The sequence below is a fragment of the Tessaracoccus coleopterorum genome, from assembly GCF_011174705.1.
Lineage (GTDB): Bacteria > Actinomycetota > Actinomycetes > Propionibacteriales > Propionibacteriaceae > Arachnia > Arachnia coleopterorum.
Map to the genome: position 1 here is coordinate 211773 of NZ_JAANIJ010000001.1, position 14314 is coordinate 226086.

The 14314-nt window shown below is 68.5% G+C and carries 13 protein-coding genes and 11 pseudogenes; 6 read left to right on the plus strand and 18 right to left on the minus strand.

Annotated features, from left to right (window positions below; genetic code table 11):
- Positions 1–57: 57 nt before the first annotated feature.
- From G7085_RS01385 to G7085_RS23170, 10 genes and pseudogenes are all read right to left on the minus strand, one after another.
- Positions 58–444, minus strand: coding sequence for an extracellular solute-binding protein (locus G7085_RS01385; RefSeq protein WP_197509734.1), 387 nt, complete (start codon positions 442–444; stop codon positions 58–60).
- Positions 402–605: a hypothetical protein gene (locus tag G7085_RS01390; RefSeq protein ID WP_197509735.1), complete on the minus strand. Its 204-nt coding sequence runs from the start codon at positions 603–605 to the stop codon at positions 402–404. The genes G7085_RS01385 and G7085_RS01390 overlap by 43 nt, the downstream gene beginning before the upstream one ends.
- On the minus strand, positions 602–1279 hold the full coding sequence (locus G7085_RS01395) for an extracellular solute-binding protein (protein ID WP_197512690.1): 678 nt from the start codon (positions 1277–1279) through the stop codon (positions 602–604). The genes G7085_RS01390 and G7085_RS01395 overlap by 4 nt, the downstream gene beginning before the upstream one ends.
- Positions 1280–1495: 216 nt before the next feature.
- A pseudogene (era, locus tag G7085_RS01400) lies at positions 1496–2449 on the minus strand (GTPase Era).
- Positions 2412–3720 (minus strand): annotated as a pseudogene (locus G7085_RS31775) (hemolysin family protein). The pseudogenes era and G7085_RS31775 overlap by 38 nt, the downstream one beginning before the upstream one ends.
- A 429-nt stretch (positions 3721–4149) precedes the next feature.
- Positions 4150–4617, minus strand: coding sequence for an APC family permease (locus G7085_RS31780; protein ID WP_331715899.1), 468 nt, complete (start codon positions 4615–4617; stop codon positions 4150–4152).
- Positions 4518–4997: pseudogene (locus G7085_RS29000) on the minus strand (amino acid permease); the annotation flags it as partial. The gene G7085_RS31780 and the pseudogene G7085_RS29000, both read right to left, overlap by 100 nt.
- 1 nt (position 4998) lies before the next feature.
- Positions 4999–5457: pseudogene (ybeY, locus tag G7085_RS01415) on the minus strand (rRNA maturation RNase YbeY).
- Positions 5454–6381 (minus strand): annotated as a pseudogene (locus G7085_RS01420) (PhoH family protein). Before G7085_RS01420 ends, ybeY begins: the two co-directional pseudogenes overlap by 4 nt.
- A 168-nt stretch (positions 6382–6549) precedes the next feature.
- Positions 6550–6687: a DUF5709 domain-containing protein gene (locus tag G7085_RS23170; protein WP_231979112.1), complete on the minus strand. Its 138-nt coding sequence runs from the start codon at positions 6685–6687 to the stop codon at positions 6550–6552.
- Between the two features lie 449 nt (positions 6688–7136).
- Between G7085_RS23170 and G7085_RS29005 the strand changes: the two genes are divergently transcribed.
- Positions 7137–7505 carry a VUT family protein gene (locus G7085_RS29005; RefSeq protein WP_331715402.1) on the plus strand — a complete coding sequence of 123 codons (369 nt, stop codon included), beginning with the start codon at positions 7137–7139 and terminating at the stop codon, positions 7503–7505.
- Positions 7463–7771 carry a queuosine precursor transporter gene (locus G7085_RS29010; protein ID WP_331715403.1) on the plus strand — a complete coding sequence of 103 codons (309 nt, stop codon included), beginning with the start codon at positions 7463–7465 and terminating at the stop codon, positions 7769–7771. The genes G7085_RS29005 and G7085_RS29010 overlap by 43 nt, the downstream gene beginning before the upstream one ends.
- Here G7085_RS29010 and tgt read toward each other — a convergent pair.
- The 5 genes and pseudogenes from tgt to hrcA all read right to left on the minus strand — a co-directional run bounded on the left by tgt (position 7759) and on the right by hrcA (position 11875).
- Positions 7759–8973 (minus strand): annotated as a pseudogene (gene tgt, locus G7085_RS01435) (tRNA guanosine(34) transglycosylase Tgt). The gene G7085_RS29010 and the pseudogene tgt overlap by 13 nt on opposite strands.
- Before the next feature lie 149 nt (positions 8974–9122).
- Positions 9123–9452, minus strand: a complete 330-nt coding sequence (locus G7085_RS33770) for an RsmE family RNA methyltransferase (RefSeq protein WP_408647017.1) — start codon at positions 9450–9452, stop codon at positions 9123–9125.
- A 104-nt stretch (positions 9453–9556) separates the two neighbouring features.
- Positions 9557–9658 (minus strand): annotated as a pseudogene (locus G7085_RS33775) (RNA methyltransferase PUA domain-containing protein); the annotation flags it as partial.
- 34 nt (positions 9659–9692) lie between these two features.
- Positions 9693–10862, minus strand: a pseudogene (dnaJ, locus tag G7085_RS01445) (molecular chaperone DnaJ).
- A gap of 12 nt (positions 10863–10874) precedes the next feature.
- Positions 10875–11875 (minus strand): annotated as a pseudogene (hrcA, locus tag G7085_RS01450) (heat-inducible transcriptional repressor HrcA).
- Positions 11876–11949: 74 nt separating this feature from the next.
- On the opposite strand from hrcA, the gene G7085_RS31790 reads away from it, so the two are divergent.
- The 4 genes and pseudogenes from G7085_RS31790 to G7085_RS01465 all read left to right on the plus strand — a co-directional run bounded on the left by G7085_RS31790 (position 11950) and on the right by G7085_RS01465 (position 12717).
- Positions 11950–12129 (plus strand): MBL fold metallo-hydrolase, encoded by a 180-nt coding sequence (locus G7085_RS31790; RefSeq protein ID WP_231979113.1) that lies wholly within the window; start codon positions 11950–11952, stop codon positions 12127–12129.
- Positions 12126–12326 carry a hypothetical protein gene (locus tag G7085_RS31795; protein ID WP_231979114.1) on the plus strand — a complete coding sequence of 67 codons (201 nt, stop codon included), beginning with the start codon at positions 12126–12128 and terminating at the stop codon, positions 12324–12326. Before G7085_RS31790 ends, G7085_RS31795 begins: the two co-directional genes overlap by 4 nt.
- Positions 12275–12541: pseudogene (locus G7085_RS33780) on the plus strand (hypothetical protein); the annotation flags it as partial. The gene G7085_RS31795 and the pseudogene G7085_RS33780, both read left to right, overlap by 52 nt.
- Positions 12430–12717: a hypothetical protein gene (locus tag G7085_RS01465; RefSeq protein ID WP_197509737.1), complete on the plus strand. Its 288-nt coding sequence runs from the start codon at positions 12430–12432 to the stop codon at positions 12715–12717. The pseudogene G7085_RS33780 and the gene G7085_RS01465, both read left to right, overlap by 112 nt.
- Before the next feature lie 74 nt (positions 12718–12791).
- Here the strand turns inward: G7085_RS01465 and G7085_RS23190 are convergent, their stop codons facing one another.
- The 3 genes and pseudogenes from G7085_RS23190 to G7085_RS23195 all read right to left on the minus strand — a co-directional run bounded on the left by G7085_RS23190 (position 12792) and on the right by G7085_RS23195 (position 14232).
- Positions 12792–13250, minus strand: coding sequence for a hypothetical protein (locus tag G7085_RS23190; protein ID WP_456300385.1), 459 nt, complete (start codon positions 13248–13250; stop codon positions 12792–12794).
- Positions 13251–13390: 140 nt separating this feature from the next.
- Positions 13391–14110 (minus strand): annotated as a pseudogene (locus tag G7085_RS01470) (L-arabinose isomerase family protein); the annotation flags it as partial.
- On the minus strand, positions 14080–14232 hold the full coding sequence (locus tag G7085_RS23195) for a hypothetical protein (RefSeq protein WP_231980808.1): 153 nt from the start codon (positions 14230–14232) through the stop codon (positions 14080–14082). The pseudogene G7085_RS01470 and the gene G7085_RS23195, both read right to left, overlap by 31 nt.
- Positions 14233–14314 lie beyond the last annotated feature (82 nt).

Genomic DNA, 14314 nt, shown 5'->3' on the forward strand with positions numbered 1-14314 from the left:
TGGACGGGAGGTGCACGCCGGGGCGTGCACCTCCCGTCACCTCAACCGGTCAGCGGATCAGCTCTGAGCGTCGACCTGGGCCTGGATCTGCCCCAGCAGCTCCGCCGGGTCCTCGGTGCCGACCTTGTAGGCGTTGCCCTGGAGGGCGGTCTGCAGCGCATCCCACTGCGAGTTGCCGACCGGGAGGAACTTCACGATGGAGAGCGCCTCGAGGAAGCCCTTCTCGTTGTCGGTCGTCGCCTCGGCCTTGGCCTTCTCGATCATCGAGGTGGTCACGGGGAGCAACTTGGTTCCCTTGTACCAGCCCTCGTACATCGCATCGGAGTACATGAGATCGAGGAACGCGCCGGTCGCGGTCTTGCGGTCGGCGTCGTCGTTGTTGAAGGCGATGATGAAGTCGGTCACGCCGGTGGCGACACCGTCGCCGCCGTCCTTGTCCGGCACGGGGCCAGCGCGACCTTGACGCCCTTGGCCTCGGCGTCCAGGACGATCTGCGAGTGACCGACGATCATGCCGAGCTTGCCGGCGTGCATGACGTTGGCGACATCTTGTCGGTTGTCCTCGAGCTTGGGCTGGGTGAGCCCCTCGGAGTGGAACTTCTTCATCTGGGCGAAGGCCTCGACGGCCTCCGGGGTGTCGGCGACGAGCTTCTCGCCGTCGACCCAGGTGCCACCGGCGCCCACAGCCACAGGGACGACTCGACCTGGGCCTCCTCCTTGCCGAGCGGCATGCCGTAGCCGACGACCCCGTCACCGAGCGCGACGAGCTTCCTGGCCGCGTCCTCCATCTCGGCCCACGTCTTCGGCGGCGCGGTGATGCCTGCCTTCGTGAAGAGGTCGGTGTTGTAGATGAGCATGCGGGCACTTGCGATGTCAGGGGCCGCCCACTGGGTGCCGTCGGCGCCGACGCCGTTGGCGAGCAGCGAGGGTTCGATGGCGCTGATGGTGTCGGCGCTCATCACCTCGGTGATGTCGTAGAGCAGGTCCGCGTCGGCCGAGCCGGCGAAGGCGTTGTCGTTGAGGATGTCGGGGTAGTCACCGGCCTGGATGCGGGCGGACACCTTCTCGGAGAAACCGTCCCAGCCCTCGATCTGCAGCTTCACCTCGACCTTCGGGTAGGTCTTCTTGAACTCGTCGATGAGTTTCTGCCAGTCAGCCTCCGAGCTGTCCGAGTAGGACGGGGCGAGGATGCTGATGGTGGTCTCGAGGTTCGCCGGATCCGTCGAATCGCCGCCACCGGTGGTGGCGCCGCTCGAGGGGTACCGGAGCCTCCGCCACAGGCGGTGAGCGCAAACACACTGGCGACGGCCAGCGCGCCGAACTTGAGGACACGCTTGTTCACGTGTGGTTCCTTCCTAGCGGGTAGGACAGCCGTTGTGGCTGATGCCCGGAATACTAGGAACGACACCTATTGCTTGGGAAGATCCGACAGATCTCGTAACCGAATAGTTACTGAGTTGGCCGTTCCACTCATCAACTCTGCGCGTTTGAGCGGGTCAGAAGCCCAACCGGTTGAGGTACTTGGGGTCCTTCTGCCACTCCTTCAGCACCTTGACATGCAGGTTCAGGTGGACGCGTGTCCCGAGAAGGCGGTTGATCTGTTCGCGCGATGTGGTGCCGATTTCGCGCAGTCTCGCGCCCTTGTGGCCGATGATGATGCCCTTCTGGGACTCGCGTTCCACCACGATGGAGGCGTACACATCGGACAGGGGCTTGTCCTCGGGCCGGTCGGGACGGGGGATGATCTCGTCGATCACCACGGCGATGGAGTGGGGCAGCTCGTCGCGGACCCCCTCGAGCGCCGCTTCCCTGATGAGCTCGGCGATCAGGGCCTCCTCCGGCTCGTCCGTCACGTCGCCGTCGGGTAGTACATGGGTCCCTCGGGCAGGAGCGACACCAGTTCCTCGCGCACCGTCTCGACATTCTCGCCCGCGGTCGCGGAGCACGGCACCACAGCGGCCCACTCGATGCCCATCTCCCCTGCAACCTCGGAGATGTCAACCAGATGCGACAGCTGCCGCTCCTTCGAGACGAGGTCGGTCTTGGTGGCGAGCGCCACCAGGAGGGCTTGCGGCTGAGTTTCGCGATCTCGCCGATGATGAACTTGTCGCCGGGCCCGATCCGCTGGTCGCACGGGAGGCAGACACCGACCACGTCGACCTCTCCCCATGTCTCGAACACCAGGGCGTTCAGCCGTTGGCCGAGCAACGTCCGTGGGCGGTGCAGCCCGGGGTGTCGATCAGGATGAGCTGACCGTCCTCGCGGGTGATGATGCCGCGCACCACATGCCGCGTCGTCTGGGGTTTGCTCGAGGCGATGGCGATCTTCTGCCCCACCAGCGCGTTGGTCAGCGTCGACTTGCCCGCGTTGGGCCTGCCGACGAAGCATGCGAATCCGGAACGGAATCCAGCCTCAGTCATCGTCGTCCTCACCTTCATGGTCGGCCTCATGGGCCAGTTCGTGCTCTGAGAGCTGCCGCACCAGGACGGTCCCGATCTGGTGGCGTCGTCCGATCGCACGGTCGGCGATCAGCTCGATGTTACCGACGACGGTGCGCGAGCCGGGGATCGGCACCAGGTTCAGCTGCTTGGCCATCAGGCCCCGACCGTCTCGACGTCGTCATCGTCGAGGTCGAGATGGAACAGGGCACCGAGCTCATCGAGCGGGAGCCGGAGGATACGCGGTAGCGTCCTCACCCAGCTCCGCGATGGCCGGCGCGTCGTGGTCGTACTCGTCGACGATCTCGCCGACGATCTCCTCGAGGATGTCCTCGATGGTGGCCAGGCCCGCCGTGCCGCCGAACTCGTCGACCACCATCACGAGGTGTGTGTGGCTCACCTGCATATCGTGCAGCAGCTCGCTGACGGGCTTGGAGTCGGGCAGAACGCGGCGGGCCGCATCAACTCCCCGACCGTCTCGCGGCGCTCGGCGTCCGGATTGTCGTAGATCCGCTTGGTGACGTCCTTCAGGTAGACGATGCCGAGCACGTCGTCGAGATTCTCCCCCACCACCGGGATGCGGGAGAACCCGGAGCGCAGAGCGAGCGAAAGGAGCTGCCGCAGCGTCCTCGTCCGCGGGATGTAGACCATGTCGGTGCGCGGGACCATCACCTCCTTGACGATGGTGTCGCTCAGGTCGAAGACCGAGTGGATCATCTTCGACTCGCCGGCCTCGATGAGCTCGTTGGCCTCCGCCATGTCGACGAGGTCACGCAGCTCGGCCTCGGTGGCGAACGGCCCGTCGGTGTAGCCGCGGCCGGGGTGAGCGCGTTGCCGAGCAGGATCATCAGCTGGGCGACGGGCCCGAGGACGGTGGTGAGCGCACCGATCATCGGCGCGAAGAGCCTCAGGGTTCCCTCGGGACTCTGCCGTCCGAGCGTGCGGGGGCGACACCCCACATGATGAACGAGACCGCGAGCATGATGCCGATCGTCACGAGCGCACGCGTCCAGTCGACGTCGAAGCGGGTGAACAGGACGATGGACGTCACCACGATTGCGGCGGTCTCGAGCGCCATCCGCAGGAACATGACGGCGTTGATGCTCGGTGCCGGATCCTGGGCTATCAGCTGCACACGCTCCGCGCCACGCTCCCCTGCTCGACCATCCGCTCGGCGCGGGACTTCGTGATGACGCTGAGGCCGTCTCGACGGCCACGAGGAGCGACGCGCCGATGGCGCACACCAGCGCGATGCCGACCTCAATCCATTGGGTCTGGGACACGGGGCTCGTTCAACTCGCTCTGCTCGACGACAAGTGCTGCGGGAATTCTAGCCGAGGCGACGCGCGCCGATCGCCCGCCAGAGCACGCCGACCGCGAGCAGGACGAGGCCGCCGACGACCGCGGTCCAGGGAAGGGTCACCACGAGGGTGACACACAGCACGGCGCCGAGCACCTGCAGCACCCTCGGGTACCTGCGGCGCGTCTGGGTGAATGCCGCGACGTTGGCGACGAGGTAGTAGAGCAGCACCGCGAAGGAGGAGAAGCCGATGGCGCCGCGCAGGTCCGCGACCAGCAGGATGCCCGTCAGCACCAACCCGAGGGCGATCTCGGCGCGGTGCGGGACCAGGGTGCGGGGATGGGTGGCGGCGAACCAGCGGGGCAGGTCGCCCCGCGGGCCATGGCGAGCCAGGTGCGGCCGACGCCCGTCATCAGGGCGAGCAGGGCGCCCCCGGTGGCGGCCGCCGCCGCGACGGCGACCACAACCAAGGCCGCGGGTCGGTCGGCGGCCAGCAGCGCAAGCGGAGCGGGCGAGGCCGCCAGCGCCGCCGGCCCCAGCAGCAGGAGCAGGCTGACCCCACCACCGCGTACAGCGCGAGCACCGAGCCCAGCGCGAGGAGGATGGCGCGGGGGATGCTGCGGGCCGGGTCGCGGACCTCCTCCCCCATCGTCGCGATGCGCGCGTACCCGGCGAACGCGAAGAACAGCAGCCCCGCCGCCTGCAGGACGCCGTACGGGGTGCCCGCGGCGTCGCCGAGCCAACCGAACGACGCCCCGGCCCGGAGGACCACCCGACACCGAGGGCAACGACGATGCCCGCCAGCGCCGTCGCCGCGAGGATCTTCGCGAGGAGCGCCGTCCGGGTGACCCCGAGGCAGTTGATGCCCACCAGCGCCCACACCGTCACGATCGCCGTCGGCCGCTGCCACGCCTCCGGCACCGTGTACGCCGCGAACGCCATGGCCATCGCGGCACAGGAGGCTGTCTTTCCGATCAGGAAGCTCCAGCCGGCCAGGAAGCCGGGCCAGGCGCCGAGTCGCTCCCGCCCGTAGACGTAGGTTCCGCCGGCGGCCGGATACTCGGCCGCGAGTTGCGCCGAACTGGTGGCGTTGCACAGCGCGACAAACGCCGCCAGCCCGAGCGACAGGAGGAGCCAGCCTCCGGAGGCCGTCACTGCGGGCCCCCAGACGACGAAGACGCCGGCCCCGAGCATCGAGGCGATGCCGATCGCCGTCGCGTCCGCGGTGCCGAGCGTCCTGCGCAGGTCCGAGCCGGTCACCTCAGAGTCGGGCGGTGCGGGTGAGGTCCCAGCTGGCGATGATCCGGTCGTTCAGGGCGAACATCACTGCCTTCTCCTCGGGTTCGGCGTGGTCGTGGCCGAGGAGGTGCAGGAGCCCGTGGATCAGCAGATACTCGATCTCCGCGTGCGGCTCGCGACCGTTCCCGGCCGCCTGTTCCGAGGTGATCTGCGGGCAGATGACGACGTGGCCGAGGTCGCCGAGCTGCGGTTCCTCGTCGTCGCCCGGGCGCGCAGCTCACCGAGGGGAAGCTCATCACGTCGGTCGGGCCCGGCAGGTCCATGAGGTCCTCGTGGTAGCGGGTCATGGTGTCCTCGTCCACCAGCATGATCGCCAGCTCGGCGAGAGGATGGATCCGCAGCTGTTCGAGGCGTAGCGGGCGAGCTCGATGAGGCCGAGCTCGTCGACCTCCATGCCCGACTCGTTGTTGATGTCGATCACCTGGCGTCCCTCCGAGACTGGTTGAGGCTCTCGTACTGGTCGTAGGCGGCCACGATGCGTCCGACGAGCCTGTGCCGGACGACATCGCGTGCGGTCAGAGTGCAGAAGGCGATGTCGTCGATGCCGTCGAGCACCTGCTGCACTCCCCGGAGGCCGCTCTTGACGCCCCCGGGCAGGTCGATCTGGGTGACGTCGCCGGTCACAACCACCTTCGAGCCGAAGCCGAGGCGGGTGAGGAACATCTTCATCTGCTCCATGGACGTGTTCTGGGCCTCGTCGAGGATGATGAATGCGTCGTTGAGGGTGCGGCCACGCATGTAGGCGAGCGGCGCGACCTCGACGGTGCCCGAGGTGAGGAGCTTCGGAACCGAGTCGGCGTCGACCATGTCATGCAGCGCGTCGTAGAGGGGCGCAGATACGGGTCGATCTTGTCGTTGAGGGTGCCCGGCAGGAACCCGAGTCGCTCCCCGCCTCGATGGCGGGCCTGGTCAGGATGATGCGGCTGACCTCCTTGGCCTGCAGCGCCTGCACCGCCTTCGCCATCGCGAGGTACGTCTTGCCGGTGCCCGCGGGGCCGATGCCGAACACCACGGTGTGTCTGTCGATCGCGTCGACGTAGCGCTTCTGGTTGAGCGTCTTCGGGCGGACGGTGCGGCCACGGGAGCTGACGATGTTCTGGGTCAGGATCTCCGATGCCTGGGCCGACGGATCCTCGCTCATCTGGATCACGCGTTCCACCGTCTCGCCGGTCAGGCCCTGACCGGTGCGCAGGATGGTGATCAGTTCGGTGAGCACCTCCGCGGCCTTCGCGACGGAGGGGCGTCCCGGAGAGGGTGATCTGCCCGCCGCGGACATGGAGATCTGCATCGAGGTGCTCCTCGAGGATCCTCAGGAAGTCGTCACGGGGCCGAGCAGGTTGATCATGTCGATCGAGGTCGGCACCGCGACGGTGCGGCTGGCGTCCCTGGTCGGGAACGCGGTGTTTGCCTTGCTGGTTTCCAACGGCTGACTGGTCAGGACTTCATCCTCAGGTGACTTGGGGCCGCGCGGCTGCGGCCGGGAACCCGCCCAGTCTACTGCGGGTGCGGGAGGTCAGTCGTCGAGGAAGTCGTCGTCCTCCTCGTCGTCCGAGATGATGTGCATGGCGGCCTCTTCGGCGCTGGCGGCCCCGCCGCTGATGCCGACGTCTACCCCGAGGGTGTCCTCGCGGCCGCTGCCCTGGACGGACATCAGCCGGCCGGCACGCTCCCTTCCGACCTGTCTCGCCTCGCGCTGGGGTTCCACTCGGCCGCGGAGTCCCGTGCCTCGGGTTCCTCCTGCTTGACCCGCATCTCGATCGTCTCGCCCTGCCGCATCTCTGCGGCAGTGTTGCCGAAGCCCTGGGCCACGGACCAGCCGTCCGGGCGATGACTCCCTCATCGAGGACATCCGTGACGCCCCTGTTGATGAGCGAGTCGCCCGGCTGCAACTGATCCAGCTGCTCCGACTCCTCTGGTATTGCCTCAATCTCCAGTTCGTCCATGACCAAATCTTGCCACCGTGCGGGGTGGGAGCGAGGGACAACGCGCAACGTGGCCGAAGATGCACCGCCCTCGTAGACTGCCCCGGTGCCTTCCCCATCCACTGCGGACCGGTCCGCCAGGTTCGCGACCCGACCGCCCGGCGTCTACGACGTGGTGGTGGCGCTGTTCTGCGCCCTGCTGCTGATCTCGAACGTGGCGGCGGTCAAGCTGATCCAGTTCGGCCCCGACATCGAGGTGCTCGGCTTCCCCGTGCTGCCGATCATCACCGACGGCGGCGCGCTGCTGTTCCCCCTGACCTACGTCCTCGGCGACGTGCTCGCCGAGGTGTACGGCTGGAGGGGTGCGCGGCGGGCAATCGTGATCGGGTTCGCCGTGTCGGTCCTCGCCTCCGCGACCTTCCTGCTCGTCGGCGCGGCTCCGCCTGCCGACGACTGGGGAACCAGGATGCGTTCACGGCCATCCTGGGGTTCGTGCCGCGGATCGTGGTTGCGTCGCTGGCCGGCTACGCCGTCGGGCAGCTGCTGAATGCCTGGGTGCTCGTGCGCCTCAAGAACCGGACCCAGGAAGGCTCGCTCTGGGCGCGCCTCCTCGGATCGACCCTGGTGGGAGAGGCCGCCGACACCACGATCTTCTGCATCGTGGCGTTCGCGGGCGTCATCACGGGTGGGACGCTCGTCAACTACATCCTCGTCGGCTACCTGTACAAGGTGGGCGTCGAGGCGCTGTTCCTGCCGGTCACCTACCGGGTGATCGCGGCCGTGAAGCGCCGCGAGCCCAGCTACGCGGAGTAGAACCGGCCGAGGAACTCATCGCGGTACGCGTGGAACCGGCCCGCCTTGAGCGCCGCCCGGATGTTGTCGACCAGTCGCACGGTGAATCGCTCGTTGTGGATCGTGGCCAGCGTGGAGGCCAGCATCTCCTTGGCCTTGAACAGATGGTGGAGGTAGGCCCGGGTGTAGTGCCGGCACGTGTAGCAGTCACACCCCTCCTCGAGCGGGAGGAGCGAGCGCCGGTGCGCCGCGGTGTTGACGTTGTAGCGGCCGTCGGCGGTGTAGATGGCCGCGTTGCGGGCCACGCGTGAAGGGTTGACGCAGTCGAATGTGTCGGCGCCCATCTCGATGGCGGCGAAGAAGTCGTCCGGCTCGGAGATGCCGAGCAGGTGGCGGGCTTGTCGTCCGGAAGCTCCTCGACCATCCAGCCGATGATCGTGCCGAGGTTCTCCTTCTCCAGCGCTCCCCGAGCCCGTAGCCGTCGAACGTCTGGCCGTCGACGTCCAGTTCCGCGAGGCCCCGCGCCGCCCTGCGCCGCAGATCCTCGTACTGGGCGCCCTGGATGACACCGAACAGCGCCTGGTACGGCTTGTCCGTCCGCTGCCGGGTGAGCCGGGCGTGTTCGGCGAGGCAACGCTCGGCCCAGCGGTGCGTGCGCTCGACCGATGCCTCCTGGTAGCCGCGGGTGTTCATCAGCGTGGTCAACTCGTCGAACGCGAACATGATGTCTGCGCCGAGTTCGTGCTGGATCCGCATGGACACCTCTGGCGTGAACCGGTGCCGGGCGCCGTCGAGATGTGACTTGAAGGTGACCCCGTCCTCGTCGACGTGCGCCATCCGGGTTCGGCCCTCGGCGATCACGTCGTCGTTCTGGAGGCCTGCGGTGTCCATGGCCAGCACCTTGCGGAACCCGGCCCGAGGCTCATCACCTGGAAGCCGCCTGAGTCGGTGAACGTCGGCCCGGGCCAGTTCATGAACCTGCCGAGCCCGCCCGCCTCGTCGATCAGGTCGGAGCCGGGCTGCAGGTACAGGTGGTAGGCGTTGGCAAGCACCGCCTGCGCGCCGAGCTCGCTGACCGTCTCCGGAAGGACGGCCTTCACGGTCGCCTTCGTGCCGACCACGACGAACGCCGGGGTCTCGATGTCGCCGTGCGGGGTGTGGATCACCCCGGCCCGGCCCGGCGCGTCGGCGATCCGGTCGGTCACCTCGAAGGAGAAGCTCACGCGCGCCTCGCCAGCACGTCGAGCTGGCCGAGCGCGACCGCGCCCGCGGTGGAGGTGCGCAGCACTCCGTCGCTGATGCTGACGGCCTGCGCCCTGCCTCGAGGAACCGGTCGAGCTCGTCCGGGCGATGCCGCCTTCCGGGCCGACGATCAACAGGCCCTCCCCGTCGTCGGGCAGTTGGGTCGCGGCGATGTGGCCATGCGCGGCCTCGTGGAGCACGAGCGCGATCGGTGCCCTGCCGATGGCCCGCACGACGTCGTCGGTGGTGGCGAAGTCGACCGGGGCACCCGGAAGCGCCGGGCCTGCTTGGCGGCCTCACGGCCGGTGGAACGCCACTTCTCGAGGGCTTTGGCACCCCGCTCGCCCTGCCACCGCACGATGGAACGGGAGGCCTGCCAGGCGAGGATTCGCCGGGCACCCAGTTCCGTGGCCGTCTGGACGGCGATGTCGCTCCGGTCGCCCTTTGCGAGCGCCTGCACCACGCACCAGGTGAGCCGCGGCTCCTGGGGGAGAAGACCTCCTCAACTTCCACGCTCAGGTCGCGCCTGCCGGTCGAGGTGACCCGCCCGCTCACCGCGAGTCCGCGGCCGTTACTGAGAAGCACGGCCTCGCCCACCTCGATGCGCTTTACTGCCACCGCGTGGTGCGCCTCGTCTCCCGTCAGCGTGATGACCTGCCCCGGCACCGCCTCCTCGAAGTCGGTGATGAAGAGGGACTCGTCACGAGAACCACTCGGAGATCTTGCCGAAGACGCCTTTTCCGCCCTTGGCTGTGATCGCCTCCGGGCGGGACTCGTCGCGCTCCTCGGCCAGTTGGTGGAGCAGTTCGCGTTGCCGCTCGTCGAGCTTCGTCGGGGTCTGCACCAGGAGGGTGACGCCCAGGTCGCCCCGGCCGCCGCCGCGCAGCCTCGGCACGCCGCGACCCTTAAGGATGATCCGGGTACCGGACTGGGTTCCTGCAGGCACCTCGACGGCGACCTTGCGGTCCTCCTCCGCCGAATCCGGCCACTCGGCCTCGAGGGTCGTGACGTCGACCGTGGTGCCGAGCGCAGCGGCCGTCATGGGGAGCTTCACCACCATCTCGAGGTTGTCGCCCTCGCGCCGGAAGGTGTCGTGCTCATCGACGTGCAGCTCGACGTAGAGGTCGCCTGCGGGCCGCCGCCCGGGCCGACCTCGCCCTGGGCCTCGAGATGGATCCGGATGCCGGTGGAGACGCCCGCGGGCACCTTGACCTGGAGGGTCCGGGTGGTGCGGACGCGGCCCTCGCCGGAACATTCACCGCATGGGTTGGGGATGATCGTGCCGTAGCCGCGGCAGGTCGGGCAGGCCTGGGACGTGCGCACATCACCGAAGAAGCTGCGCTGGATCTGGGACACCTCGCCGGAGCCGTCACACGTGCCACACGTCACGGGCTCCGAGCCGGGCTCTCCACCGTTGCCGCCGCACTTCGGGCACACGACGGCCGTCTGCACCTTCACCGGCTTGGTGGCGCCGAAGACGGCCTCGAACAGCTCGAGCCGGAGCCGGACGAGCGCGTCCTGACCCTGCCGGACACGTGATCGGGCCCGCGGCTCGACGCCGTGCCGAACATGGCATCGACGAGGTTGCTGAAGTCGAACCCGCCGGGGAATCCGCCGCCGAAGCCCGAGAACCCGGCACCGCCCATGCCGCCGCCCATGGGATCGCCCCGCGGTCGAACACGGCACGCTTGTTGGGGTCGCTCAGGACCTCGTACGCCTCGCTCAGTGCCTTGAACTTCTCGGCCGCATCCGCGTCGTCGGGCGCGACGTCGGGGTGCACCTTCATGGCGCGGCGACGGTAGGCCTTCTTGATCGCCTCAGGGGTCGCGTCGCGCTCCACGCCGAGGATGTCGTAGTAGTCCTTGCTCATATCTCTGGGTTTTCAGCCTTCGTTGAGGAATCTGCTCACGTAACGCGCCACGGCTCGCACCGCGGCGATGGTTGAGGGGTAGTCCATCCTGGTGGGTCCGACCACCCCGAGGCTCGCCTGGAGGTCTGAGCCGTACCCGGTGGCCACCAGGCTGGTGCCGTGGAAGCCGAGGGTGGTGTTCTCCTGGCCGATCCGGACGGTGATGTCGTCACCGGCGGCCTCCCCAGCAGCCGCATCAGGACGACCTGCTCCTCGAGTGCCTCGAGGAGCGGGCGGAGGTTCTGCTCGAACTCGGCGCCTGCCAGGTTCGGTACGCCCGCCACCAGCACATGGGCCGCAGGCTTGGCGGCGATGGTTTCCAGGAGCGCCGCGACAACGGGGGCCGCGACGGCCCGCTCGGACGGAGGCACCGTGTCGAGGTAACCACCCAGCGCGTTGGCCGCGTCGGCGACCTGGCGCCCGACCATGGCCGCAGCGAGCCGGGCCCGGAGAACCGCGAGGTGCTGGTCGGCGAGCACGGGCCCGTCAACCATCGTCTGGTCGACCCGGCCGGTCGACGACACCACGATCACCAGCAGCCGATCGCTGCTCAGCGGCACGAGGTCGATGTGGCGGACCTCGTCGCGCTGCACCACCGGGTACTGCACGATGGCCACCTGCCGGGTGAGCTGCGCAAGCAGCCGCACCGTGCGGCCGACGAGGTCGTCGATGTCGGCGGTGCCGTTCATGAAGCTCGTGATGGCGACGCGCTCGGCCTGCGAGAGGGGCTTGATCTGGGCCAGCCGGTCGACGAACAGCCGGTAGCCCTTGTCCGTGGGGATGCGGCCCGCGCTGGTGTGGGGCTGCGTGATGTAGCCCTCCTCCTCCAGCGCGGCCATGTCGTTGCGGACGGTCGCCGCGGAGACCTTCAGCCGGTGACGCTCCACCAGCGCCTTCGAGCCGACCGGCTCACGACTGGAGACGTAGTCGGTGACGATGGCCTTCAACACCTCGAGCTTGCGGTCGTCGAGCATGGTCACCTCCTCATCCCTGCTGCTGGCACTCACAACTGCCGAGTGCCAGTGTAGTCCCATCTAGGATGGAGTCCATGACGCCCGAATGGACCCCTGTCACCCCGTCGATCTTCGTCACCACCGTCGAGCCGCACGGAGTCAACGTCGGCCTCGTGGTCGGGAGCGAGGCCGCGCTGCTCGTCGACTCGGGCAACACTCCGGAACAGGGACGCGAGCTGCTCGCCTCGGCCAGGGCGCTGCTGAACGTCCCGTGACCCACGTCGTCGTCACCCACGACCATGACGACCACAGCGGAGGCGTCCCGGGCATGGAGGGCGTGGTCAGCATCGCGCACGAGAACCTCACCGCGTTCGCGCCGACCCGGCCCTTCTCGATGGCCCTGGCCATCGACCTGGGGGGCAGCGGGTGGAGTTCGTCAACTTCGGCGACGCACACACCCGGAGCGACCTGATCGTCTTCGTGCCCGGCGAACGGGTCGTCTTCGCGGGCGACCTGCTCGAGGAGGGGGCGACCCACAGGTCGATGGGACGAGCTCGCTCAGCAACTGGCCGACCGTGCTCGACGGGGTGCTGGGCGCCTCGACCGGCTCGACCCTGTTCGTGCCGGGCCACGGCAGGGTGGTGGACCGTGACTTCGCGTTCGTGCAGCGGGCGGAGATCGCCATGATCTACAGCCAGACCGAGATGCTGATCCAGCAGGGCACCCGCCTCGAGGACGCCGCCGCCGCCACCGAGTGGCCGTTCACCGCCGAGACCCTCGCCGTCGCGCTCCCCAAGGCGTACGCGGAGTTGAAGGCGAAGGGCATCGAGCCGAAGACGCAGCTGCCGATTCTCTCCCTCTGACACCCGGAGGCGACCCGTCACCAGGGAGACGGACGAACCCCGGCCGTGGCCGGGGTTCGGTCTCATTCAGCGGGTCAGCGGAGGCCGTCGGTGAACTTGTGGACGACAGCGTTGTAGCGCAGTTCGTTCATGAAGCCGCGCGTCGTGGTGTCGTTGTCGATCACCGCGAGCTCGATGTCGACGAGGTCGGCGAAGTCCCGGAACTCCTCCAGCCCCGCACCGGTCGACATGACGGTGTGGTGGGCGGCACCGGCCGCGATCCAGCATTCGGCTGAGGTCGGCAGGTTCGGCTGCGGCGTCCAGACGGCGCGGGCCACGGGCAGGTTCGGCAGCGGCTGGTCGGGCTCGACGATGTCGACCAGGTTGGCCGTCATGCGGAAGCGGTCGCGCAGGTCCGACAGGGCCACCACGATGCCGGGGCCGGAGTCGGTGTTGAACACCAGCCGCACCGGGTCCTCCCGGTCGCCGATGCCGAGCGGGTGGATCTCGAGCGTGGGCTTCGCCGTGGTGAGGGAGGGGCAGACCTCGAGCATGTGGGCGCCGAGGATCTTCTCGCTGCCGGGGTCAACTCGTAGGTGTAGTCCTCCATCAGCGACGCGCCGCCGGAGAGGCCGAAGCCCATCACCTTGGCGAGGCGCACGAGGACGGCCGTCTTCCAGTCGCCCTCCGCGCCGAAGCCGTAGCCGTCGGCCATCAGGCGCTGTACGGCGAGGCCGGGGAGCTGACGCAGCCCGCCGAGGTCCTCGAACGTCGTCGTGAAGGCCTTCGCGCCCACCTGGTCGAGGAAGGCGCGCAGCGCGAGCTCCTGGCGCGCGCCGTAGCGCAGCGACTCGTGGCGCTCCCCGCCGATCCGCAGCTCGGCCGCGACGTCGTAGAGCTCCTCGTACTGCGCGACGAGGGCGTCGATGTCGGCGTCCCGGACGGCCTCGACGGCGGCCACGAGCTCGTTGACGCCCCAGGTGTTCACGGAGACACCCAGCTTGTGCTCGGCCTCGGTCTTGTCGCCCTCGGTGACGGCGACATTGCGCATGTTGTCACCGAATCGGGTGAGCTTCAGCGTGCGGAGCTCGGCGTAGCCGGTGGTGGCGCGCGCCCAGACGGCGACCTTGTGGCGCACGTCGGCGTTGGTGGCGTGGCCGACCACGATCTTGCGCTGCTTGCCGAGGCGGCTGACGATGTAGCCGAACTCACGGTCGCCGTGGGCGGCCTGGTTCAGGTTCATGAAGTCCATGTCGATGGTGTCCCACGGCAGGGCCTGGTTGGCCTGCGTGTGGAGGTGCAGCATCGGCTTGGTGAGGGCGTCGAGCCCGAGGATCCACATCTTCGCGGGCGAGAAGGTGTGCATCCAGGTGATCACGCCGATCACGGAGGCATCGGCGTTGGCCTCGAGCATCGCGCGTTCGATGGAGGCGCGGTCCTTGAGGATGGGCGCCACTCGATCTCGACCGGGATCTCGGAAGCGGCGGACAGGTCGGCGACGACCTGCTTCGACTGCTCCTCGACCTGGGCGAGCACCTCGGGCCGTAGAGGTCCTGGGATCCGGTGAGGAACCAGATCCTGCGGTTGGCGAACGGGGATTCCATGATGGCTGAGTCCT